At 60.5% G+C, this 24,469-nt stretch carries 19 protein-coding genes; 8 read left to right on the forward strand and 11 right to left on the reverse strand.

Translation table 11 applies throughout. The features are described 5' to 3' along the window. Positions 1–193: 193 nt before the first annotated feature. Genes ccoP through ccoN form a run of 4 tightly spaced genes read right to left on the reverse strand, consistent with a single transcriptional unit; the run spans position 194 to position 3,394 of the window. On the reverse strand, positions 194–1,147 hold the full coding sequence (gene ccoP / locus ACX3YD_RS08440; protein WP_103402653.1) for a cytochrome-c oxidase, cbb3-type subunit III: 954 nt from the start codon (positions 1,145–1,147) through the stop codon (positions 194–196). Then, a complete protein-coding gene (locus ACX3YD_RS08445) occupies positions 1,144–1,347 on the reverse strand; it encodes a cbb3-type cytochrome oxidase subunit 3 (RefSeq protein ID WP_103402654.1) in 204 nt (67 codons plus the stop codon). Before ACX3YD_RS08445 ends, ccoP begins: the two co-directional genes overlap by 4 nt. Before the next feature lie 3 nt (positions 1,348–1,350). Continuing rightward, positions 1,351–1,959: a cytochrome-c oxidase, cbb3-type subunit II gene (ccoO, locus tag ACX3YD_RS08450; RefSeq protein ID WP_047531409.1), complete on the reverse strand. Its 609-nt coding sequence runs from the start codon at positions 1,957–1,959 to the stop codon at positions 1,351–1,353. Between the two features lie 10 nt (positions 1,960–1,969). Then, complete coding sequence (gene ccoN, locus ACX3YD_RS08455) at positions 1,970–3,394, reverse strand: cytochrome-c oxidase, cbb3-type subunit I (protein ID WP_103402655.1); 1,425 nt, start codon at positions 3,392–3,394, stop codon at positions 1,970–1,972. A 95-nt stretch (positions 3,395–3,489) separates the two neighbouring features. Between ccoN and ACX3YD_RS08460 the strand changes: the two genes are divergently transcribed. After that, a complete protein-coding gene (locus ACX3YD_RS08460; RefSeq protein WP_458959652.1) occupies positions 3,490–4,167 on the forward strand; it encodes an alpha/beta family hydrolase in 678 nt (225 codons plus the stop codon). 114 nt (positions 4,168–4,281) lie between these two features. Here the strand turns inward: ACX3YD_RS08460 and ACX3YD_RS08465 are convergent, their stop codons facing one another. The 3 genes from ACX3YD_RS08465 to acnA form a co-directional block, all read right to left on the reverse strand. Then, positions 4,282–5,847 (reverse strand): methyl-accepting chemotaxis protein, encoded by a 1,566-nt coding sequence (locus tag ACX3YD_RS08465; RefSeq protein ID WP_103402657.1) that lies wholly within the window; start codon positions 5,845–5,847, stop codon positions 4,282–4,284. 105 nt (positions 5,848–5,952) lie between these two features. Next, the gene (locus tag ACX3YD_RS08470; RefSeq protein WP_103402658.1) at positions 5,953–6,744 is read right to left on the reverse strand and encodes a CPBP family glutamic-type intramembrane protease; all 792 of its coding nucleotides are present in this window, start codon (positions 6,742–6,744) and stop codon (positions 5,953–5,955) included. Positions 6,745–6,936: 192 nt separating this feature from the next. Then, positions 6,937–9,678, reverse strand: coding sequence for an aconitate hydratase AcnA (acnA, locus tag ACX3YD_RS08475; protein WP_458959653.1), 2,742 nt, complete (start codon positions 9,676–9,678; stop codon positions 6,937–6,939). A 222-nt stretch (positions 9,679–9,900) separates the two neighbouring features. Here acnA and rlmM point away from each other — a divergent pair, with 222 nt between their 5' ends. After that, the gene (gene rlmM, locus ACX3YD_RS08480) at positions 9,901–10,974 is read left to right on the forward strand and encodes a 23S rRNA (cytidine(2498)-2'-O)-methyltransferase RlmM (RefSeq protein WP_458959654.1); all 1,074 of its coding nucleotides are present in this window, start codon (positions 9,901–9,903) and stop codon (positions 10,972–10,974) included. Between the two features lie 91 nt (positions 10,975–11,065). Next, entirely contained in the window at positions 11,066–11,317 is a 252-nt protein-coding gene (gene tusA, locus ACX3YD_RS08485; RefSeq protein WP_047531388.1) for a sulfurtransferase TusA, read from the forward strand. Positions 11,318–11,343: 26 nt separating this feature from the next. Here tusA and ACX3YD_RS08490 read toward each other — a convergent pair whose 3' ends face one another. After that, the gene (locus tag ACX3YD_RS08490) at positions 11,344–12,753 is read right to left on the reverse strand and encodes an MATE family efflux transporter (protein WP_458959655.1); all 1,410 of its coding nucleotides are present in this window, start codon (positions 12,751–12,753) and stop codon (positions 11,344–11,346) included. A gap of 225 nt (positions 12,754–12,978) precedes the next feature. Between ACX3YD_RS08490 and pdxB the strand changes: the two genes are divergently transcribed. Beyond that, positions 12,979–14,121, forward strand: coding sequence for a 4-phosphoerythronate dehydrogenase PdxB (gene pdxB / locus ACX3YD_RS08495; protein WP_458959656.1), 1,143 nt, complete (start codon positions 12,979–12,981; stop codon positions 14,119–14,121). Positions 14,122–14,273: 152 nt separating this feature from the next. On the opposite strand, the gene ACX3YD_RS08500 is transcribed toward pdxB, so the two are convergent. Further along, entirely contained in the window at positions 14,274–14,453 is a 180-nt protein-coding gene (locus ACX3YD_RS08500) for a PA1571 family protein (protein ID WP_458959657.1), read from the reverse strand. A gap of 246 nt (positions 14,454–14,699) precedes the next feature. Between ACX3YD_RS08500 and ACX3YD_RS08505 the strand changes: the two genes are divergently transcribed. Then, on the forward strand, positions 14,700–16,481 hold the full coding sequence (locus ACX3YD_RS08505) for an ABC transporter transmembrane domain-containing protein (protein WP_458959658.1): 1,782 nt from the start codon (positions 14,700–14,702) through the stop codon (positions 16,479–16,481). 77 nt (positions 16,482–16,558) lie between these two features. On the opposite strand, the gene ACX3YD_RS08510 is transcribed toward ACX3YD_RS08505, so the two are convergent. Continuing rightward, entirely contained in the window at positions 16,559–18,487 is a 1,929-nt protein-coding gene (locus ACX3YD_RS08510) for a transglycosylase SLT domain-containing protein (protein WP_103402664.1), read from the reverse strand. Positions 18,488–18,701: 214 nt separating this feature from the next. On the opposite strand from ACX3YD_RS08510, the gene ACX3YD_RS08515 reads away from it, so the two are divergent. Next, positions 18,702–20,621 (forward strand): ATP-binding cassette domain-containing protein, encoded by a 1,920-nt coding sequence (locus ACX3YD_RS08515; protein WP_458959659.1) that lies wholly within the window; start codon positions 18,702–18,704, stop codon positions 20,619–20,621. A gap of 107 nt (positions 20,622–20,728) precedes the next feature. Here ACX3YD_RS08515 and ACX3YD_RS08520 read toward each other — a convergent pair whose 3' ends face one another. Continuing rightward, positions 20,729–21,166 (reverse strand): universal stress protein, encoded by a 438-nt coding sequence (locus ACX3YD_RS08520; protein WP_458959660.1) that lies wholly within the window; start codon positions 21,164–21,166, stop codon positions 20,729–20,731. Positions 21,167–21,269: 103 nt separating this feature from the next. On the opposite strand from ACX3YD_RS08520, the gene ACX3YD_RS08525 reads away from it, so the two are divergent. Continuing rightward, entirely contained in the window at positions 21,270–21,707 is a 438-nt protein-coding gene (locus ACX3YD_RS08525) for a hypothetical protein (protein WP_458959661.1), read from the forward strand. A 594-nt stretch (positions 21,708–22,301) separates the two neighbouring features. After that, complete coding sequence (gene fadB / locus ACX3YD_RS08530; protein ID WP_047531373.1) at positions 22,302–24,449, forward strand: fatty acid oxidation complex subunit alpha FadB; 2,148 nt, start codon at positions 22,302–22,304, stop codon at positions 24,447–24,449. Positions 24,450–24,469: the final 20 nt, after the last annotated feature.

A 24,469-nucleotide genomic window follows, 5' to 3' on the forward strand; every position in this document is an offset into this window, starting at 1 on the left:
TGTCATCGAGCTGAATCGTCGAACACATCGGTTAGGGTCGACCTGGAACCGGTACTTGCCAGTCCGCATCGGAGCAAGCTTAGACCCGAATCTGGCGAACCGAAAGGAAGACTGAATGAGGGTGCGACAATGGGTCGCAAAGGGGCGGGAAACTGCCGCATTCCGGAGAATGCGGCAGTAGAGCGGTCATCGATTACTCGGTTTTGCCTTCAGCCTGCAAGCGCTCGGTACCGGCAGCGTGCGACAGGCTGTACACATACGCCGCCAGCAATTGAACCTTATCGTTGCCGAGCAGTTCGCTTTGCGCTGGCATATGGCCCTGGCGACCATGGCGGATGGTTTGTTGCAGCTGCGCCAGGCTTGTACCGTAGATAAAACCGGTCGGGTGCGTCAGATTCGGCGCGCCCATGGCTTCAGTGCCCTGGCCGTTTGCCCCGTGGCAGGCGACGCAGGTGGTGCTGAACAGTTGCTGTCCGGCTTGCAGATCCGCACCGCTGTCGGCGGCCAGCGGCAGGCCGGCCAATCCATGGCGCACATAGGCCGCGACGTTTTTCACGCCGGCTTCACCGAGGATTTCACCCCAGGCCGGCATCGCCGCCATGCGCCCACCCATGATGGTGGTCTTGATGGTGTCAGCGTTGCCGCCCCAGCGCCAATCAAGGTCCGTCAGGTTGGGGAAGCCGAATGCACCCTTGGCGTCCGAGCCGTGGCAGACCGAGCAGTTGGAGGCAAACAGGCGCCCGCCCATTTTCAACGCTTGCGGGTCCTTGGCCACTTCTTCCAGCGGCATGGCAGCGAATTTGGCGAAGATCGGCCCGAACTTCGCATCAGCCCTGGCCATTTCCTTTTCCCATTCGTGCGCGCCGGTCCAGCCGTTGTCGTAGCCGGGCAGGATGCCTTTCCAGTTGCCCAGGCCCGGATAGAGGATCAAGTAGCCAACGGCAAACACCAGGGTGCCGGCGAACAGCATGAACCACCACTGCGGCAACGGATTGTCGTACTCCTCGATGCCGTCGAAGCTATGGCCCATGGTCTGGTCGACGCTGCCCTTGGTTTCGCCCTTGCGGGTGCCGATCAGCAGCCAGGTCAGGCCGATCAGGCTGCCGATGGTCAGTACGCAGATCCACGTACTCCAGAAGGTGGTCATGTCCGGGTACTCCTTGTTGCGGATTCTTGGGGGGTGACACTGTCGGGTTGCGGCTCGTCGGCGAATGGCAACAGGCGCGCTTCGGCGAAGTCCGGATTGCGCTTGCCGTTGAACACCCAGAGCGCCAGGCCGACAAAGGCCACGAACACCACGACCGTGCCCAGGCCGCGAATCATTCCACTGCTTATTTCAAAGACCACGGCTCACCTCTTGCTCTTGATCGCAGTGCCGAGCACTTGCAGGTAGGCAACCAGGGCATCCATTTCCGATTTGCCCTTGAGCGACTCGGTCGCACCGGCGATGTCTTCGTCGGTGTACGGCACGCCGAGGGTGCGCATGGCGCGCAGCTTGGTCTCGGTGTGGCTGCTGTCGAGCGCGTTGGCCACCAACCACGGGTAGGCCGGCATTTTCGATTCCGGCACAACGTTGCGCGGGTTGTACAAATGCGCGCGGTGCCAGTCATCGGAGTAGCGCGCGCCGACCCGGGCCAGGTCAGGTCCGGTGCGTTTCGAGCCCCACAGGAACGGGTGGTCCCAGACACTTTCACCGGCCACCGAATAGTGCCCGTAGCGTTCGGTCTCGGCGCGGAACGGACGGATCATCTGCGAGTGGCAGCCGACGCAGCCTTCGCGGATGTAGAGGTCGCGGCCTTCGAGTTGCAGCGCGGTGTAGGGCTTCATGCCTTCCACCGGTTTATTGGTCACGTCCTGGAAGAACAGCGGGACGATCTGGGTCAGACCGCCGATGCTCACGGCAAAGATCATCAGCAACAGCAGCAGGCCGACGTTTTTTTCGATGGTTTCGTGTTTCATGGCGGACTCCTCAGGCCATCTGCGCGGCAGCGGCGGCGTCGGCAGGCTGCGAGGCCCGCACGGTGCGCCAGGTGTTGTAAGCCATCAGCAACATGCCGCTGAGGAAGATCGCACCACCTACCAGCCGCACGATGAAGCCCGGGTGGCTGGCCGCCAGGGTTTCAACGAAGGAGTAGGTCAGCGTCCCGTCTTCGTTGACTGCACGCCACATCAGGCCTTGGGCGATGCCGTTGACCCACATGGAGGCGATGTACAACACGGTGCCGATAGTCGCGAGCCAGAAGTGCGCATTGATCAGGCCGATGCTGTGCATCTGTGGGCGACCGAAGACTTTCGGGATCATGTGGTACAGCGCGCCGATGGAGATCATCGCCACCCAGCCGAGGGCGCCGGCGTGTACGTGGCCGATGGTCCAGTCGGTGTAGTGGGAGAGCGCGTTGACGGTCTTGATCGCCATCATCGGCCCCTCGAAGGTCGACATGCCGTAGAACGCCAGGGACACGACCAGGAAGCGCAGGATCGGGTCGCTGCGCAACTTATGCCAGGCACCCGAGAGCGTCATCATCCCGTTGATCATCCCGCCCCAGCTCGGCGCCAGCAGGATCAGCGACATCACCATGCCCAGCGACTGTGCCCAGTCCGGCAGCGCGGTGTAGTGCAGGTGGTGCGGACCGGCCCAGATGTACAGGGTGATCAGCGCCCAGAAGTGCACGATGGACAAGCGATAGGAATACACCGGGCGCTCGGCCTGTTTGGGCACGAAGTAATACATCATCCCCAGGAAACCGGCGGTGAGGAAAAAGCCCACGGCGTTGTGCCCGTACCACCACTGCACCATGGCATCGGTCGCACCGCCATACACCGAGTAGGACTTGGTCAAGCTCACCGGCAGCTCAAGGTTGTTGACGATGTGCAGAATCGCCACGGTGACGATGAACGCACCGAAGAACCAGTTACCGACGTAGATGTGCTTGGTCTTGCGCTTCATGATCGTGCCGAAGAACACCACGGCATAGGCGACCCAGACAATGGTGATCAGGATATCGATCGGCCATTCCAGCTCGGCGTATTCCTTGGAGCTGGTGTACCCCAGCGGCAGGCTGATGGCGGCCAGCAGGATCACCAGTTGCCAGCCCCAGAAGCAGAACGCGGCGATTTTTGGCGCGAACAGCTGGGTCTGGCAGGTGCGCTGCACCGAGTAGAACGAACTGGCGAACAGGGCGCAGCCGCCGAAGGCGAAGATCACCGCGTTGGTGTGCAGCGGGCGTAAACGGCCGAAACTGGTCCACGGCAAGTTGAAGTTGAGTTCGGGCCAGACCAACTGGGCTGCGAGAAAAACCCCGAGCCCCATGCCGACGATGCCCCACACCACCGTCATAATGGCGAATTGGCGGACCACCTTGTAGTTGTAGGCGGTACTGATAGAAGTGTTCATGGTTCCCCATCCACGGTTCAGCTGAAGTGAGCGCGCTTGCGCAAGGCAGTGCACTCTTCGGCCGGAGTTATAGGCAGACTAAAAGCGAGGCAAGCATGGACAAGAAGCACATGGCCGGTATTGACGGGGATCAATGGGCGCAGTGCGTGCGGGATCATGGATGGCGGTGGGATGCCGGCGTGGCGCCCGCGCACGCGACCTTGATCCTGGCCCATGGTGCCGGAGCGCCGATGGACAGCGACTGGATGAACGACATGGCCACACGCCTCGCGGCGCAAGGCGTCAACGTGCTGCGCTTTGAATTTCCATACATGGCGCAGAGGCGTGTCGACGGCGGCAAGCGCCCACCCAACCCGGCACCGAAGCTGCTGGAGTGCTGGCGCGAGGTGTACGCCGTGGTGCGACGTCATGTCGCTGGGCGCCTGGCCATCGGCGGCAAGTCCATGGGCGGGCGGATGGCCAGTTTGCTGGCGGATGAAATGGGCGCTGATGCGTTGGTGTGCCTGGGCTATCCGTTTTATGCGGTGGGCAAGCCGGAGAAACCGCGAGTGGAACATCTGGCGGGGTTGAAGGCGCGTACGCTGATCGTGCAAGGCGAGCGGGATGCGCTGGGCAATCGCGAGACGGTCGAGGGGTATGTGTTATCGCCGGGCATCGAGGTCATGTGGCTGGTTGCGGGGGATCACGACTTGAAGCCGTTGAAGGCTTCGGGGTTTAGTCATGAGCAGCACTTGGCGGCTGCAGCGCAGAAGGTGGCTTCATTCCTTCGGTGAGGGTTTGTTGAGGTTGTGATGGTCCCGTCGCGGGACGACCCGGCAGCATCCCGTCTACAGGCTCAAAAAAACCCGGAAGCTTTCGCGATCCGGGTTTTGTTTTTCTGGCAGCAATCAGCGGTTGAACCGCTCCACCAACGAATACTGGGTATTCGCGGTTTTGGTCAGCTCTTCACTCAGCAGCGCCGAGTTCTGAGCCTGTTCCGAGGTTTGGTCAGCGAGGATGGAAATGTTGCTGATGTTGCGGCTGATCTCCTCGGCGACCGAGCTTTGCTCTTCGGTCGCGGCAGCGATCTGGGTGGTCATGTCGGTGATGTTGGCCACCGCTTCGCTGATGCCGACCAAGGCCTGATCCGCTTCCAGTACCCGCGCCACGCCTTCTTCAGCCTGACGATGCCCGGCTTCCATGGTCTGCACCGCTGTGCTGGCCGTTTGCTGGAGCTTGGCGATCAGGGCGTGAATCTGCCCGGTGGATTCGCTGGTGCGTTGCGCCAATTGGCGTACTTCATCGGCCACCACTGCAAAACCGCGACCCATCTCACCGGCGCGGGCCGCTTCGATAGCAGCGTTGAGTGCCAGCAGGTTGGTCTGGTCGGCGATGCCTTTGATCACGTCGACCACGCCGCCGATTTCGTCGCTGTCCTTGGCCAGTTGGGTCACGGTCTGGCCGGTTTCCCCGACCACCACCGACAGGCGCTGAATGGCTTCGCGGGTTTCCCCGGCGATGTCACGGCCGCGACTGGTCAGGCGATTGGCTTCCTGGGTAGCGTCGGCGGTGCGTTGCACGTGGCTGGCGACTTCCTGGGTGGTGGCGGCCATCTCATTGACGGCGGTGGCCACCTGCTCGGTTTCGACGCGCTGGCGCTCCAGGCCCGAGGAACTGTTGTGGGCCAGGGTGTCCGATTGTTTCGCCTGATCGGTCAGGTGCTCGGCGGTGTCCTGCAGGCGGGTCAGGCAGGTTTTCAGGCGGGCTTCCTGGCTGAGGATCGACATCTCCAGACGTGCCTGGGCACCGCTGCTGTCGGTATACATCTGCGCGATCAGCGGGTCGGACGTGGTCTGCTCGGCCAGTCGCAACAAGCGCTTGATCCCGCGTTGTTGCCAGCCCAGGCCCATCAGGCCCAGGGGCACCGAGAGACCGGCGGCCAGGGCAAACCCCCAGTGGGAGTTCAGCGTGGCGCCAATCATGAAACTCAGTTGGCTGACCAGAATGAACGGCAACCAGTCCTGCAGAATCGGCAACCATTTATCGGAGGAAGGAATGGCCGACTTGCCCTGATTGATGCGCTGGTAAAGCGCTTCGGCACGGCGGATCTGCTCCGCGGTGGGCTTGACCCGCACCGACTCGTAACCGATCACCTGATTGCCTTCGAAGATCGGCGTCACATAGGCGTTGACCCAGTAGTGATCACCGCTCTTGCAGCGATTCTTGACGATACCCATCCATGGCAAGCCTTGTTTCAGTGTTGCCCACATGTGCGAGAACACCGCGGCCGGGACGTCGGGGTGACGCACCAGGTTGTGCGGGGCACGGATCAGTTCTTCCTGAGAAAACCCGCTGATGTCGACGAAGTCGTCGTTGCAGTAGGTGATCAGGCCTTTGGCATCAGTGGTGGAAATCAACCGTTGCTGAGCCGGAAAGGTCCGTTCGCGTTGTGTAATTGGTTGGTTGTTACGCATGGCTTTTTTTATCCGCAAGGCTTTCAAGTGCTGTATCGGCACCCATGGCTATTTGTTGAGACGAATTTTCGATTATCGGTGGTGCGTCGCAAAATGACCCATGCGTCAGCCGGTGAGCATTGGATAGGTGAACAGTCCGAAGTGCAGCAGGTTCAAACCGAAGTGGGTGGCGATGGCGGCAGACAGTCCGCCAAAACGGTAGGCCAGACCATAACCGACGCCGGCCAGGCTCGCCAGCAGTACCCATTGCCAGCCCGCACCGGCATGCGCCAGGCCGAACAGCAGTGAGGTGAGCAGCAGGGCGAGGTTTTCGCCATAAGCCAGGTTTTTCAGGCAACGGTTCAGGCCACCCTGTATATAGCCGCGAAAGAGAGCTTCTTCGACCAGTGTTACCAGTAGCAAGTTGTTGAGCAGCCAGATCCAGGCCTGGTCCGGCCATTTCGGCGCCCAAGCGATGACGCCCAGCAACAGCGCGCCACCCAGTGCCAGCACCGCACTCAAGGTCAACGCCAGCGCGGTGGCATACAGGGACACTCGCAACGACCGCTGGCCGACAATCCATGGGCACACCAACAATAGCCAGAAACCGATCAGGGGTTTGTCCAGATTCAGGTACATGGAAAACGGCAAGGCGTCGTCGGTGAAGCGCTGGGGGGCGATAACGCGACCATTGTAGAAACCGGGCAGCCAGTGCAGCGCCAGTGCCAGGGCCAGAAAGATGAACAGGCCGTGGCCGAGGCAGCGGCCGAACTGAATTGTTTGCTGGCGAGCGGCGAAAGCGGCCATCAGCAACAACGCTACGGAGATTCCGGCGAACCAGCCGAGGTGACCATAGGCCAGGGCCATGCCGTAGCCGAGGGAGAGCAGGGCCAGAAATGTCCATGGCAGGGCGAGCATTGCAAGTCCTTGTGTCTGACGTTCTGTGGGGTGACCCTATCTCCGGTGCAGGAGCGAGCTTGCTCGGGACAGCAGAGGGTCATTCATCATCGTCCATGAATGGTACACCGTCATCGCGAGCAGGCCCGCACATGGATTTTTGTGATCCCAAAAAAAACACCGCCCGAAGGCGGTGTCTTTGTCAGTACGCCGTCATGAGGCAATCAACTGCCGCAGCACGTAATGCAAGATCCCTCCCGACTTGAAGTATTCCACTTCGTTCAGCGTATCGATTCGGCACAGCACCTCGATTTTCTCGCTCTTGCCGTCTTCACGGGTGATGACCAGGTTCAGGTTCATCCGTGGCGTCAGCTCAACGCCGGTCAGGCCTTGGATGTCCAGGGTTTCCTTGCCGGTCAGGTTCAGGCTCTTGCGGTTCTGGTCGAGTTTGAATTGCAGCGGCAACACGCCCATTCCCACCAGGTTGGAGCGGTGAATACGCTCAAAGCTTTCGGCGATGACCGCTTTGACCCCCAGCAGATTAGTGCCCTTGGCCGCCCAGTCCCGGCTCGACCCGGTGCCGTATTCTTGCCCGGCGATCACCACCAGCGGCGTGCCCGAGGCTTGATAGCGCATGGCTGCGTCGTAGATCGCCAGTTTCTCGCCAGTCGGTATATAGAGGGTGTTGCCACCTTCTTCGCCGCCAAGCATTTCGTTGCGAATGCGGATGTTGGCGAAGGTGCCGCGCATCATCACTTCATGGTTGCCGCGCCGCGAACCGTAGGAGTTGAAGTCCCGTGGCTCCACGCCTTTCTCGCGCAGATAGCGCCCCGCCGGGCTGTCGGCCTTGATGTTGCCGGCCGGTGAGATGTGGTCGGTGGTCACCGAATCGCCCAGCAGCGCGAGGACGCGGGCGCCGGCAATGTCCTTGACCACGGGGGGCGGCCCGCCGATGTCATCGAAGAACGGTGGATGCTGGATGTAGGTCGAATCCGCCTGCCAGACGTAAGTCGCGGCCTGCGGCACTTCGATGGCTTGCCACTGCTCGTCGCCGGCAAACACTTCGGCGTACTCCTTGTGGAACATCGCGGTGTTGACTTGCTCCACGGCTTCGGCGATTTCCTTGCTGCTCGGCCAGATATCGCGCAGGTACACCAGGTTGCCGTTCTGGTCCTTACCCAGCGGCTCGGTGCTGAGGTCGATGCGCACCGTGCCCGCCAACGCATAAGCGACCACCAGCGGCGGGGAGGCCAGCCAGTTGGTTTTCACCAGCGGATGCACCCGGCCCTCAAAGTTGCGGTTGCCCGATAGCACCGAGGCCACGGTAAGGTCGGCCTGCTGGATGGCTTTTTCGATCGGTTCCGACAGCGGCCCGGAGTTGCCGATGCAGGTGGTGCAGCCGTAGCCGACCAGGGCGAAACCCAGTTGATCCAGATACTGCGTGAGCCCGGCTGCCTTGTAGTAGTCGGTGACCACTTTCGAGCCAGGAGCCAGCGAGCTTTTCACCCAGGGTTTGCGTTGCAGGCCTTTTTCCACGGCTTTTTTCGCCACCAGACCGGCGGCCATCATTACGCTCGGATTGGAGGTGTTGGTGCAGGAGGTGATCGCGGCAATCACCACCGCGCCGTTTTTCAGCCGATGGGTCTGGCCCTCGTATTCATAGTCCGCTTCGCCGGCCATGTCCGCATTGCCCACGGCCACACCGCCACCGCCCTCGCTTTCGAGGCGGCCTTCTTCCTTGCTGGTGGGTTTGAGCTGGACACCGAGGAAATCGCTGAACGCTTGCGCGACGTTCGGCAGCGACACGCGGTCTTGCGGGCGCTTCGGCCCGGCGAGGCTGGCTTCGACGCTGCCCATGTCCAGCGCGAGGCTGTCGGTGAATACGGGCTCTTTGCCCGGCAGGCGCCACAGGCCCTGGGCCTTGCTGTAGGCCTCGACCAATTTGACGGTCGAGAGGGGGCGGCCGGACAGGCGCAGGTACTCCAGCGTCACCTCGTCCACCGGGAAGAAACCGCAGGTGGCGCCGTATTCCGGGGCCATGTTGGCGATGGTCGCGCGGTCGGCCAACGGCAGGTCGTCCAGCCCGTCGCCATAGAATTCGACGAACTTGCCGACCACGCCTTTCTTGCGCAGCATCTGGGTGACCGTCAGCACCAGATCGGTGGCGGTGATGCCTTCCTTGAGTTTGCCGCTGAGCTTGAAGCCGATTACTTCGGGAATCAGCATCGACACCGGCTGGCCTAGCATCGCCGCTTCCGCTTCGATCCCGCCAACGCCCCAGCCGAGCACGCCCAGACCGTTGATCATGGTGGTGTGGGAGTCCGTGCCCACCAGTGTGTCCGGGAAGGCGTAGGTGCGTCCGTCCTCGTCCTTGGTCCAGACCGTGCGACCGAGGTACTCCAGGTTCACCTGGTGGCAGATCCCGGTGCCCGGCGGCACCACGCTGAAATTGTCGAAGGCGCTCTGGCCCCAGCGCAGGAAGGCATAACGTTCGCCGTTGCGCTGCATTTCGATGTCGACGTTCTGTTCGAAGGCGCTGCTGCTGGCGAATTTGTCGACCATCACTGAGTGGTCGATCACCAGGTCTACTGGCGACAGTGGATTGATTCGTTGCGGGTCACCGCCAGCCTTGGCCATCGCCGCGCGCATGGCCGCCAAGTCGACCACGGCGGGCACGCCAGTGAAGTCTTGCATCAGCACCCGCGCCGGGCGGTACTGGATTTCGCGGTCGGAGCGGCGTTCCTTGAGCCAGGCAGCAATCGCCTTGAGGTCGGCGCCGGTGACGGTTTTTTCGTCTTCCCAGCGCAGCAGGTTTTCCAGCAGCACTTTCAACGACATCGGCAGCTTGTCCAGATCGCCCAGGCTCCTGGCGGCATCCGGCAGGCTGAAATAGTGATAGGTCTTGTCGTCGACTTGCAGGGTTTTAAGGGTGTTCAAACTATTGAGGGAGGGCATTGCAATCACTCCTTTGAGTCCGCACGGCTACGGACGGAGGGGACGGGCAGAGCATTAAACCTAGCCCTGTTTTGAGTAGCTGGCTAATTACTGGACTCTATCGATAAGTCCGAGGTTCCGAAGTCAGTTATCATGCGCCGGTTTTCGTGACAGGCTTTGCTTCAACGCAAGTCTGGGCATCGCGCAGTGGTTGAATGTCTCGCCATCTGCCCAGGAGTAAGAATGAACACCCTCTTTATGCACTGCCGGCCGGGCTTCGAAGGCGAAGTCTGTTCCGAGATTTCCGACCTCGCCGCGCGGCTGAACGTGGCCGGTTATGCCAAGGCCAAGACCGCCAGCGCCTGCGCCGAATTCGTCTGCACCGAAGAAGACGGCGCCGAACGGCTGATGCGCGGTCAGCGTTTCGATCAATTGATTTTCCCGCGCCAGTGGGCCCGGGGGATCTTCATCGATTTGCCGGAAACCGATCGCATCAGCGTGATCCTTGCCCATATGGCCGACTTTCCGCTGTGCGGCAGCCTGTGGCTGGAGATGGTCGACACCAACGATGGCAAGGAATTGTCGAATTTCTGCAAGAAATTCGAAGTCCACCTGCGCAAGGCGCTGATGGCGGCCGGAAAACTGGTGGAAGACGCCCACAAGCCGCGTTTGTTGCTGACCTTCAAAAGCGGCCGCGAAGTGTTCATGGGCCTGGCAGAGGCGGACAACTCGGCGATGTGGCCGATGGGCATTCCACGTTTGAAGTTCCCCCGCGAGGCGCCAAGCCGCTCGACACTGAAGCTGGAAGAGGCGTGGCACCATTTCATCCCGCGCGACCAGTGGGACGAGCGCCTGCATGGCGACATGACCGGCGTCGATCTGGGCGCTGCGCCCGGTGGCTGGACCTGGCAACTGGTCAATCGGGGCATGCTTGTGACCGCCATCGACAACGGCCCGATGGCCGAAAGCCTGATGGATACCGGGTTGGTGCAACATTTGATGGCCGACGGCTTCACCTTCAAGCCCAAGCAACCGGTGGACTGGATGGTGTGCGACATCGTCGAGAAGCCGGCGCGTAACGCCGCGATGCTTGAAGAATGGATTGGCGAGGGGCATTGCCGCGAAGCCGTGGTCAACCTCAAGTTGCCGATGAAACAGCGTTACGCCGAAGTGAAGCGCCTGCTGGAGCGGATCGCCGACGGCTTCAAGGCGCGGGGCATCAAGGTCGAGATTGGCTGCAAACAGCTGTATCACGACCGTGAGGAAGTGACCTGCCATTTGCGGCGGCTGGATGTGAAGAAACCGAAGTCCCGCTGAGCAGTTAAAAACTGTGGGAGCGGGCGTAATGCCACAGATGACCGAACACCCGGCATTGCGCGACAATGCCGGCCAGTTTCAGGAGCAAGCCATGAGTGAAATGATCGATACGCCGGTTGACGGCACCCTGGATGCCACCGGCCTCAACTGCCCGGAGCCGGTGATGATGTTGCACCAGCACATCCGTGACCTGGCGCCTGGCGGTCTGCTGAAGGTGATCGCCACCGATCCGTCGACCCGGCGCGACATCCCCAAATTCTGCGTGTTTCTCGATCACGAACTGGTCGGTCAGCAGGAAGAGGCAGGCACTTACCTCTACTGGATCCGCAAAAAATCCGAATAACCGACGCTCGCTCCTGCACCATTGGGTCAACCCAGCGAATGACTCATGCGAATCCGCTTGCGCGCACTGCGTGTCAGGCGGATCGACAGCATCAGCGCCGCACAGCTCAAGCCCACGATCAAGCCCTGCCATAGCCCGCTCGGGCCACTCGGTGCGCCGAACCAATCGGTCAGGCCAAGGACGTAACCCACCGGCAAACCAATGCCCCAATACGCGAACAGCGTCAGGATCATCGTTACCCGGGTGTCCTGATAACCGCGCAGCGCACCGGCCGCCGTGACCTGTATCGCATCGGAAAACTGGAACAGTGCCGAGTAGACAATCAGCATCGCCGCGACTTTGACTACCGTCGGGTCAGCGGTGTAGATCGTTGCGATGTGCTCGCGCAGCAACAGCATCATGCTCGCCGACAAGCAGGCGTAAGCCAGGGCCGTGCCCATGCCGACCCCGGCGGCGAAGCGTGCTTCGCGCGGCTCCTGACGGCCCAGCGCCTGGCCGACCCGTACCGTCACAGCCATGCCGAGGGAGTAGGGGATCATGAACACCAGCGAGCTGAAGTTCAGGGCGATCTGATGCCCGGCGACCACGGTGGCGCCGAGGCTGCCGATCAGCAGCGCGATCACGGCAAAGATACTCGACTCGGCGAACACCGCGATGCCGATAGGCAGGCCGATACCCAGCAAGCGCTTGATCACCGACCATTGCGGCCAGTCGAAACGGCTGAACAATTCACTCGACTGGTACGCCGGCGCCCAGCGCTCCCAACCGGCCATGCCCAACGCCATGACCCACATCACGATCGCCGTGGCCCAACCGCAGCCGACGCCGCCCATGGCGGGGACACCAAAGTGGCCATAAATGAAGATGTAGTTCAGAGGAATATTCAGCGCCAGCCCGCACAGACCCAGCACCATCGCCGGGCGGGTACGGCCCAGGCCATCGCTGAAACAGCGCAGCACATGGTAAATGGCAACGGCAGGCAAGCCGCTGGCGATGCCATGCAGATACTGCATGCACGGGCCAATCAGTTCGGGGTCGACCTTCATGACGCGCAAAACCGGTTCGGCACTGAACAGAATGCCGGTCGCCATCAACCCCACCACCAGCGCCAGCCACAGCGCCTGACGCACGATCGGGCCGATTTCGCTGTGGGTGCCGGCGCCGAAACGCTGGGCGACTTTCGGCGTGGTGGCCAGCAAAGTACCGGTCATCAGCAGGAACACCGGCACCCAGATCGAATTACCCAGGGCCACGGCGGCCAGGTCACGCGGACCGACCCGCCCGGCCATCACGGCATCGACGAACCCCATGGCCGTGGTCGCCAGTTGCGCGACCATGATCGGCAGCGCCAGGGCGAGCAGGTTTTTCAGCTCGAGGCGAACCCGGGCCGGGCGATTGAGGGGCGTGGCGGTGGAGCGGTCGGTCACAGAATTCAAGGGTAAAACGTCCAGAAGGTATTGATGCGCAGGCGCGCATTCTACGCGTTGACGTAACGGTCAGGAAAAGACCTGTGTTAGCGATTTGTAATCGACCGCTTGAATGAATCCTCATGCTCCCTCGCCACAGGAAATATGCAGTCCTTCATATCCAGGATGCACAATGCACGCTGGCTCACCACCCGCCTCTACGCCTACACTGCCGATCCGCCTAAGGAGCCTGCCATGCTGATTGTTGCCGACGAAAATATCCCCCTGCTCGATGCTTTCTTTGCAAGTTTCGGTGAAATCCGCCGGGTATCAGGGCGTTCCATCGACCGTGCCACCGTCGAACAGGCCGATGTGTTGCTGGTGCGCTCGGTGACCAACGTCAACCGCGCGTTGCTCGAAGGCAGCAAGGTGCGTTTTGTCGGTACCTGCACCATTGGCACCGATCACCTGGATCTGGATTATTTTCAACAAGCCGGGATCACCTGGTCCAGCGCGCCGGGTTGCAATGCCCGTGGCGTGGTCGACTACGTGCTCGGCAGTCTGTTGACCCTGGCTGAAATCGAAGGCGTCGATCTGACTCGGCGAACTTACGGTGTGGTCGGCGCCGGTGAAGTGGGCGGACGCTTGGTCAAGGTCCTGCAGGGGCTGGGCTGGAAGGTACTGGTCTGCGATCCGCCGCGCCACGCTGCCGAAGGGGGCGATTACGTCAGTCTGGAGCAGATCATCGAACAGTGCGATGTCATCAGCCTGCACACACCGCTGACCAAACAGGGCGCTCATTCCACCTGGCATTTGTTCGATCAAAAGCACCTGGACCGACTCAAGCCCGGCACCTGGCTGATCAATGCCAGTCGTGGTCCCGTGGTGGATAACAGCGCCCTGCGCCAGGTGCTGTTGCAACGTGAAGACCTGCAAGCGGTACTCGATGTCTGGGAGGGTGAGCCGGAGGTCGATGTGGCACTGGCCGAACTCTGTGTGCTGGCCACGCCGCACATTGCCGGCTACAGCCTGGATGGCAAACAGCGCGGAACGGCGCAGATCTACCAGGCGTATTGCGATTTTCTCGGACAATCGGCTGAGGTCAGCCTGAGCGATTTGCTGCCGGCGCCGTGGTTGTCCGAAGCGACCCTGAGTGCTGAAAGCGATCCGGCCTGGGCACTGGCGATGTTGTGCCGCGGCGTGTACGACCCGCGCCGTGACGACGCGGATTTCCGCCGCAGCCTTGTAGGCAGCGTGAGCGAGCAACGTGCGGCGTTCGATGCTTTGCGCAAAAATTATCCATCGCGGCGTGAGATTGATGGGTTGAAAGTGCGCATTGAAGGGGATTCGCCGGCGCTGCGGCAGATCGTAGCGGCGTTGGGCGCGTCGGCCCTCTGAAAACCGTGTAGGGCCGATCGAGGGCAAGCCACGTTCCCACAGGGCATGCGGCTGCATTGGCGTCGCATTGATTACGTGGGGAGCAGCACTGTCAAAAAAGCGCATAAAAAACCCGGCCAACAGGGGCCGGGTCAAAGAAGACGGTGGCTATATCACTTTTGTTCGGCAGGCTTGACCAATCGCTTTTCCAGCTCACGGCACGCGGCCTGGATCATGTCTTCAGTGATCGGTACTTCGCGGCCATCGGCATCGATTATCGAGCAACCCAGAGACTGGTTTGGCTGTGTGCGGATTACTTGAATCTTGTCATTTCTGCTGTTATGCAAGGACATGGCCTGTCTCCTCTTCAGGTGTGTGCTTACTGTAGAACCGCCAGGTGACCAGGCTGTGACAGCTCCCTGCGATCTTTACGCGGCGGCAAGCCCAGTCCACCAGAAATGGCGCGAGGTTGCCACCCGAACCTTAGACCAATAGCGTCTAGCGCCTAGTAGCGGCGGTCATAATTAACCTGACTCATTGTGATTTACCAGGTTCCATCCCATTTGGCCGGACTAGGCTGACCTTATTAACCGTTCTGGATGATGCCAATGCTTTCTGTTCGTCACCGTCGTGCGATTCGCCTGGCCAGTCGTTTCATCGCGCCTTATCGCTGGCACGCGTTCGGTGCCTTGCTCGCGTTGATCGTCACGGCGGGTATCACGTTGTCCATGGGACAGGGCATTCGCCTGCTGGTGGATCAGGGCTTCATGACCCAATCACCGCACTTGCTCAATAAGTCCATCGGCCTGTTCATGTTGCTGGTGTTCGGCCTGGCGGTCGGGACCTTTGCGCGTTTTTATCTGGTGTCGTGGATCGGCGAACGTTGTGTCGCCGACATCCGCCGTCAGGTATTCAACCACTTGATTTACCTGCATCCCGGGTTCTACGAAAACAACCGCAGCTCTGAAATCCAGTCGCGGTTGACCGCCGATACGACGTTGCTGCAATCGGTAATCGGCTCTTCCTTGTCCCTTTTTCTACGCAACCTGCTGATGGTCATCGGCGGGATCGTCCTGTTGTTTGTGACCAACCCCAAACTCACCAGTATCGTCGTCGTCGCTTTGCCTCTGGTGATCGCGCCGATCCTGATTTTCGGTCGCCGGGTGCGCAACCTGTCGCGTTTGAGTCAGGACCGGATTGCCGATATCGGCAGTTATGTCTCGGAAACCCTGGGTCAGATCAAAACCGTGCAGGCCTACAACCACCAGTCTCAGGACGAACGACGTTTTGCCTTGACCGTGGAAGAAGCGTTCGACACGGCACGCAAGCGTATTTTTCAGCGGGCCTGGTTGATCACATTGGTGATCGTGTTGGTGCTGGGCGCGGTAGGCGTCATGCTGTGGGTCGGAGGCATGGACGTCATTGCCGGGCGAATTTCTGCCGGCGAGCTGGCGGCGTTTGTCTTCTATAGCCTGATCGTCGGCAGTGCATTCGGCACCCTGAGCGAAGTGATTGGCGAGTTGCAGCGCGCGGCGGGCGCAGCCGAGCGGATTGCCGAGTTGCTGCGTTCGGAAAACATCATCCAGCCACCCGGCACCGATCGGGTGACCTTGCCGGAGCGGGTGAGGGGGGATCTGGTGCTGCGAGATGTGCGGTTTTCCTACCCCTCGCGTCCCGAAAGCTATGCCGTCGACGGTCTGAACCTGACCATCAACGCGGGTGAAACCCTGGCACTGGTCGGGCCATCCGGGGCTGGTAAATCGACGGTATATGACCTGCTGCTGCGCTTTTACGACCCCGCCGAAGGCTCCATCCTGCTCGATGGCGTGCCGCTGACCCGGCTCGATCCGCTGGACCTGCGTCGTTGCTTTGCCCTCGTCTCGCAAACGCCGGCGCTGTTTTTCGGCAGCATCGAAGAGAACATCCGCTATGGGAAGCCGACGGCAACGCTGAGCGAGGTTCAGGAGGCGGCGAAAGTCGCCTATGCCCACGACTTTATCGAAGCCATGCCCCAGGGTTACCAGACCCACCTGGGGGACGGTGGCCTTGGATTGTCCGGCGGCCAGCGCCAGCGCCTGGCGATTGCCCGCGCGCTGCTGGTCGACGCGCCAATCCTGCTGCTCGACGAAGCTACCAGCGCCCTCGATGCCCAAAGCGAACACCTGATCCAGCAAGCCCTGCCAACGCTGATGAAAAATCGCACCACCCTGGTCATCGCCCATCGTCTGGCCACGGTGAAAAACGCTGACCGGATTGCTGTGATGGATCAGGGGAAACTGGTCGCGGTGGGCACGCATCAGGAGTTGCTTGCCAGTAATGCGTTGTATGCGCGGCTGGCGGCGTTGCAGTTCAGTGATGGCAAGGCACTGGTCGAGCTCTAGGGGCTGGCTTGCCAGCGAAAGCGGTGCTTCACGTGCACCGCGTTTCGCCATTCGTCAGTACGTCGACGCCCACACGATCATTGATCGTCGAAGTACCGCTCGTGCCAATCCACCAACGGTTGCGGTGAGTTGAGTTTCTGCCCGTAGATCACCGAATAAGACAGCACGTTCTGTACATACTGACGGGTTTCGTCGAAGGGGATGCTTTCCACCCACACGTCGAAGCTCAGGTGGTCGGCGCCGCGCAGCCACTGGCGTACACGGCCGGGGCCGGCGTTGTAGGCGGCGGAGGCGAGGACGCGGTTGCCGTTGAATTGACTGTGGACCTGGCTCAGGTACGCGGCACCGAGCTGGATGTTCTTGTCCGGCTCCAGCAACTGCTGCGGCGAGGCAAAGGGAATGCTGAACTTGCGCGCGGTTTCCTTGGCGGTGCCGGGCATCAGTTGCATCAAGCCCGACGCACCGACACCGGAGCGCGCGTCGTCCATGAAGGCGCTTTCCTGGCGAGTGATGGCGAATACCCAGCTCGAATGCAGGCCACGATTTCTGGCTTCACGCACCAGGGATTCGCGGTGCGCCATCGGGAAGCGTATGTCCAGGTCGTCCCAATACTGAGCCTGACTGATTGTACGGATCGCCGGGAAATACCATTTCAGGTCATAGGCCAGTTTGGCCTGGGCAACCATTTCCTCGCGACTGAAGTGGCGGCTGACGTGGTACCACTCGCGACGACCGTCGACAATCTGCCCGCGGGCATGAAACTCCAGGGCTCGGCGAATACCGGGGGTGTTGCGCACTTTGTTGATCGTCGCCTGGCTCAGCACCAGCGGTTTGTTGACCAGTGAATAGGGCGACTGCGAACGATCGGCGGCGAGGAATCCATAAAAGTCGCGTTCGCGGGCGAGGGTTTTATAGAGCGTCTGCGCTTCAGGGTTCTGCGGTTGTGCCAGTTCCAGGCTGCGGGCCTGCCAGTAGCGCCAGCGGTTGGTGGTGGCCAGGTCTTGCGGCAGGCGACGGGTCAGTTGATAGGCGTCGTCCCAGCGGGCCAGGCGCAGCAGCAGGCGCAAGCGCCATTCGGAAACGGTGTTGTCCCGCAGTTCGGGGTCGTACTTGGTCATCACGTCCAGCGCGCGACTGTCGAAGCGGCGCGCGAGTGTCAGGCCGATTTCACGGGCAATCGCCACTTTTTCGTCACGGGAAAAGTGCATGCTGCTGGCATAGCCATCGAGCAGATCCATGGCCTTGTCCGGATCCTGGCGGGCGAGGCGGCGCAGGCCAAGGCTGACAATGTCCGACATCGGTTCGTCGGCCGGCGTGAAACGCGACGGCTGATTGAGCAGCTCGGGCTTTTGCGCCACATCGATCAACAAGCGACCGCGAGGGGCGAGGGTGGTCAGGCCGTTGGCCAGGCTGCTGGCCAGCGGGTAGTTGCGCGACTGGGCGGCAAGCTTGGCGCGCTCCCAGCGTTTTTGCTCGGTCAACTGACCTTCGGCGGCCCACATGCCGAACAGTGCGTCGCAGGCGGCCGGCAGGGATTTGCCTGTCAGCCAGAGTTTGTTGGTGTTGGCGTAACCTTCGGACTTGAGGTTATGGCTGATCTGATACTGCGCATTCAGGCAGTCCAGTTCGGTGAAGTTCATCTTGGGGTCGTAATATTTGACGAACGTCTGCCAATCGCCGCGATCGGCCATCCAGCGCAGCCAACGCAATTTCATCCAGTTGGCTTGTGGCAGGTCGCCATGTTCGGCGAGGAATTTTTCAATTTCGTCATTGCTCGCGGTTTTCAGGCGCGCGGTCAGTTCGTCATAGGCCAGGTAGGGTTCCAGCGGGTAATCGCTGAGGGCCTGGCTGTAGCGGAAATAAGGACCGCTATCGCCCTTGGCCAGGGCACGTTTGGCTTCGTCGTAATATTGGCGCTGGGTAGACAGGTCTACCGCCTGGGCGGAGTTAACGGCAGCGGCAGACAGTAAAAGACATGAAAAAAGCTTGAAAATGCGACTGCGCATGGGACATCCGGGCAGAGAAATCATGAACAAGTGCAGACAATGCCAACACTTAATTAACTGTAGCTTAGCCTTTTGCCAGCAGGGGACGAAAGCTTTGCCCACCTGTCTGTATAAGTTCGCAACATTTGTTGTGCAGAGTGCTTCGACAGTGAAATTGCCGGCCTTCTGAGGCCTCAAGTCAGGTAGAATGCGCGCCCGGTTTTTGGAGAAGCTCATGACCCTGCTCAAATTCAGCGATGTGTCCCTTGCTTTCGGCGCTATGCCGTTGTTGGACAAGGTGTCCTGGCAGATCGCCCGTGGAGAGCGGGTGTGCATCATCGGCCGCAACGGCACTGGCAAGTCCAGCATGATGAAGCTCGTCAAGGGCGACCAGAAGCCCGATGACGGCTCCGTTTGGCGCGCACCCGGGCTCAAGATCGGCGAATTGCCGCAAGAATTGCCGGTAGCCGACGAGCGGACCGTGTTCGACGTGGTGGCCGAAGGCCTGGACGGCGTGGGCGCATTGCTCGCCGAATATCACCACCTGAGCCAGAACATCGTCACTGACGCCGACCTGGACAAGCTGATGCACGTCCAGCACGATCTCGAGGCCCGCGACGGCTGGCGTCTGCAGACCCTGGTCGACAGCACCCTCAGCCGCCTGCAATTGCCCGCCGACAAGACCCTCGCCGAGTTGTCCGGCGGCTGGCGTCGTCGCGTGCTGCTGGCCCAGGCACTGGTTTCCGAACCTGACCTGCTGCTGCTCGACGAACCGACCAACCACCTGGACATCGGTGCGATCGCCTGGCTCGAAGAAGCGCTCAAGGACTTCCAGGGCGCCGTGCTCTTCATCACGCACGACCGTTCCTTCCTGCAAAACCTCGCGACCCGAATCCTCGAGCTGGATCGCGGTGGCTTGATCGACTGGAACGGCGACTACGCCAGTTTCCTCGTGCACAAAGAGGCTGAGCTGGCCGCCGAGGCGACCGCCAACGCGCTGTTCGACAAGCGTCTGGCTCAGGAAGAAGTGTGGATTCGCCAGGGCATCAAGGCTCGTCGCACCCGTAACGAAGGTCGCGTGCGCGCCCTGAAGGCGTTGCGTGTCGAGCGCAGCGAACGTCGTGAGCGTACCGGCAAGGCCAATATCCAGTTGGAAACGGCCGACAAGTCTGGCAAGCAGGTGATGGTCCTCGAAAATGTGAGCTTCGCTCACCCGGGCGGCCCGTTCCTGATCAAGGATTTCTCGATGGTGCTGCAACGCGGCGACCGCATCGGTCTGCTGGGTGCCAACGGTACCGGTAAGACCACGCTGCTGAAACTGATGCTCAGCGGCTTGCAGCCCACCAGCGGCAAGGTGGAAGAAGGCACGAAGATCGATGTCGCCTACTTCGACCAGTTGCGCCATCAACTGGACCTGGAAAAAACCGTGATCGATAACGTCGCGGAAGGTCGCGACTTCATCGACATCGACGGCCAGAGCCGCCATGTCCTGAGCTACCTCGGCGATTTCCTGTTCAGCCCGCAGCGTGCCCGTACGCCGGTCAAGGCGCTGTCCGGTGGTGAGCGTGCCCGTCTGCTGCTGGCCAAACTGTTCAGCAAGCCGGCGAACCTGCTGGTCCTCGACGAGCCGACCAACGACCTCGACGTCGAAACCCTCGAACTGCTGGAAGAGGTCTTGCTGACCTTCAACGGCACCGTGCTGATGGTCAGCCACGACCGGGCATTCCTCGATAACGTGGTGACCAGCACCCTGGTTTTCGAAGGTGAGGGCAAGGTTCGCGAATACGTCGGTGGTTATCAGGACTGGCTGCGTCAGGGCGGCTCGCCGCGCCTGTTGGGCGTGACCGAGAGCAAGTCCGGCAAGGCCGACCTGAACTCAGCCGTCGTCAAAGCCGAACCTGCGCCTGTCGCGGCGGCGGTCGAAGCGCCGGTGGCGAAGAAAAAGCTCAGCTACAAATTGCAGCGTGAGCTGGAAGCTTTGCCGGGGCAGATCGAAGCCATGGAGCAGCAGATCGCTACCGTCGAGGCGCAGATGGCTGATGCTGGTTTCTACCTGCGTCCGGCCGCTGAAACCGCTGCGGTGATCGCTCAATTGGCGCAGTTGCAGGCTGAACTCGACGTGATGGTCGAGCGTTGGGCCGAGCTGGATGCCTGATTGATCCTGCAATGAAAAAGCCCGGCTTCATTCGCATGAACGCCGGGCTTTTCATATGCCGTGCTGAATATCCTGTCGGAACGAGCTTGCTCCTACAGGGGGAGTTGTCAGCTTTTTTGCAGGCGCACCGCCAGCACATCGCAAGGCGCACCGTGCAGTACATCGTTGGCGGTTGAGCCCAGCAGCAGTGCCAGGCCGTGTCGCCCGTGACTGCCGACCACGATGATGTCGCACCCTTGCTCCTTGGCCAGGTGGTGAATTTCCTGGCGTGGCTGGCCGTAGGTCAGGTGGCTGTACTCCCTGGACAGTTCCGGGTATTTCACGATCAACCGGTCAAGACGCTCTTTGGCCTGATCGAACTGCTGTTGTTGCAGTTGTGACAGGTCCATCGGTACGTCACCGCCAAAGGCCATGGCCATCGGCTCGACAATGTGCACCAGGGACAATTTCGCACTATTGCTCACTGCCAGTTCGCGAGCACGGTGGATTACAGGGTCGCACTCTTCGGTTAGGTCTACAGCGACCAGAATGTGGTGGTAGGGCATGAGGTGCTCTCCTGAGGGTTGCAATATTGATAAGTATGGCTGGTTTCAAGCGTATTGGTTTCAAAGCGACTGAATACGCTCATCAAGAATCGGGAGTACAGATATGACGGTCTGGATAGTGGTGTCAATCCTGCTGGTGGTACTCAGTCCGCTGGCATGGTTGCGACCGTCTCGCCACCAGAGTGGCCGCATGGCCCTGCGCATGGATGCGCGACGCATCGGGTTGGCGATGCAACTGGCGCCGCAGGAATGGCCGCACTGGCTTGGCCAGGAGCCGCCCAACCCTTGTGCGCAGTACCACAGGCCGCGGCGTGGCAATAAACCGGCGTGCTGGAGTTACTGGCAGAAATCACCGGGTGTCTGGGTGAATCAGTGGCAGGAAGTCTGTGAGGATCGGTCACTGCTCAATCATTTCGAAAAATTGCCAGACAATGTCTACAAGGTCGAGGCGGATAAACAAATGATCGCCCTGTATTGGGGCGAGAAGGGCGAAGCCGAGGTATTGCAGCAAATCGATGCCACCCTCAAAGCTCTGGCCTGAAACACAATCTCTGCAGGAGCGAGCCTGCTCGCGATGAACCTGAGAGCGCCACGGGGTGTCAGGTTCATCGCTGGCAGCCCGGCTCCCACAGTTTTTTATGCAGGCAATAAAAAGCCCGACAACATCATCGGGCGGGTTGGCCAGGCAGGCCGGTAAATTCGGTGTGGGCTGATCTTACGCTGGGCGTTCGCCAAAAGCGTTCACATTTTTATCCTGAGTCTCGCCAGCGTAGCTCGTTAAACGCGGGCTGCCGCGAATTAGGGCGACTTTTCTAATGATTGATCCTATGAATGACTTCACATGCTTCGGCGTGTTGAAGGTCTTCGCAGTACGGAAATGACCGGAAAGTCGCGTTTCAACCCCCTGTTTCGGGCGATTGACAATTGTCGGAAATTCCGTGAAGGTGACGTACCCAAATCAAACGGGCGTATGAATTGAGCGTTTGTATTTCAGATCGCTCCTACAGAATCCCGACTATCGCGTTGGCGGGTGTGTCGGGTGGATAGGCGTAGCATCGACGTTTAACGTCCCTGCCGAGCCATTCGCCTGCGTCCGACGTGTACTGTTCAGCTTCCATATCGTGGAGATCAGTTGATGATTTACGAAGGTAAAGCCATCACGGTTAAGGCTCTTGAAAGTGGCATCGTCGAACTGAAATTCGACCTCAAGGGTGAGTCCGTCAACAAGTTCAACCGTCTAACCCTGAACGAACTGCGTCAGGCCGTAGACACCATCAAGGCAGATGCTTCGATCAAGGGTGTGATCGTCAGCAGTGGCAAGGACGTCTTCATCGTCGGCGCCGACATCACCGAATTTGTCGACAACTTCAAGCTGCCGGATGCAGAGCTTGTTGCTGGCAACCTCGAAGCCAACAAGATTTTCAGCGATTTCGAAGACCTCAACGTCCCGACCGTCGCCGCGATCAACGGCATCGCTCTGGGTGGCGGTCTGGAAATGTGCCTGGCAGCGGACTACCGTGTCATGTCCACCAAGGCCAAGATCGGTTTGCCTGAAGTCAAGCTGGGCATCTACCCGGGCTTCGGCGGTACCGTTCGCCTGCCGCGCCTGATCGGTGCCGACAACGCCATCGAGTGGATCGCCGCCGGCAAGGAAAACCGTCCGGAAGACGCGCTGAAAGTTGGCGCCGTCGATGCCGTGGTGGCGCCTGAAAAATTGCAGGAAGCTGCGCTGGAACTGATCAAGCGCGCCATTTCCGGCGAGTTCGATTACAAGGCCAAGCGCCAGCCGAAGCTGGAAAAACTGAAGCTGAACGCGATCGAGCAAATGATGGCTTTCGAAACCGCCAAAGGTTTCGTGGCCGGCCAGGCTGGCCCGAACTACCCGGCGCCGGTCGAAGCGATCAAGACCATCCAGAAAGCCGCGAACTTCGGTCGCGACAAGGCTCTGGAAGTCGAAGCGGCCGGTTTCGTGAAGCTGGCCAAGACCTCTGCTGCGCAGAGCTTGATCGGCCTGTTCCTGAACGATCAGGAGCTGAAGAAAAAGGCCAAGGCCTACGACGAAATCGCCAAGGACGTGAAGCAGGCTGCCGTACTCGGCGCCGGCATCATGGGTGGCGGTATCGCCTATCAGTCGGCGTCCAAAGGCACGCCTATCCTGATGAAGGACATCAACGAGCACGGTATCGAGCAGGGGCTGGCCGAAGCCGCCAAGCTGCTGGTTGGCCGCGTTGAGAAAGGCCGCATGACCGCCGCGAAAATGGCTGAAGTGCTCAACGGCATTCGTCCGACCCTGTCTTACGGTGACTTCGGTCACGTTGACCTGGTGGTTGAAGCGGTCGTCGAGAACCCGAAGGTCAAGCAAGCCGTTCTGGCTGAAGTCGAAGACCAGGTCAAAGAGGACACCATCCTCGCCTCGAACACCTCGACCATTTCCATCAGCCTGTTGGCCAAGGCCCTCAAGCGTCCGGAAAACTTCGTCGGCATGCACTTCTTCAACCCGGTGCACATGATGCCGCTGGTCGAAGTGATCCGTGGCGAGAAGTCCAGCGAGCTGGCCGTTGCCACCACCGTTGCCTACGCCAAGAAAATGGGCAAGAACCCGATCGTGGTCAACGACTGCCCAGGCTTCCTGGTCAACCGTGTCCTGTTCCCGTACTTTGGCGGTTTCGCCAAGTTGGTCAGCGCCGGTGTGGACTTCGTCCGTATCGACAAGGTCATGGAAAAGTTCGGCTGGCCTATGGGCCCGGCCTACCTGATGGACGTCGTCGGCATCGACACCGGCCACCACGGCCGTGATGTGATGGCTGAAGGTTTCCCGGACCGCATGAAAGACGACCGTCGTTCGGCCGTTGACGTGCTTTACGAAGCCAAGCGCCTGGGCCAGAAGAACGGCAAGGGCTTCTACGCCTACGAGACCGACAAGAAGGGCAAGCAGAAGAAGGTCGCCGATCCGTCGGTCCTGGAAGTGCTCAAGCCAATCGTGTTCGAACAGCGCGAAGTCACCGACGAAGACATCATCAACTGGATGATGATCCCGCTGTGCCTGGAAACTGTGCGTTGCCTGGAAGACGGCATCGTCGAAACCGCTGCCGAAGCCGACATGGGTCTGGTCTACGGTATTGGTTTCCCTCCATTCCGTGGCGGTGCGCTGCGCTATATCGATTCGATCGGTGTTGCAGCGTTCGTTGCCCTGGCTGACCAGTACGCTGATTTGGGCGCGCTGTACCACCCGACCGCGAAGCTGCGCGAAATGGCCAAAAACGGCCAGAGCTTTTTCGGTTAAGCGCCCCCAACTAGAGTGAG

The sequence above is a fragment of the Pseudomonas fluorescens group sp. PF-1 genome, assembly GCF_054481335.1.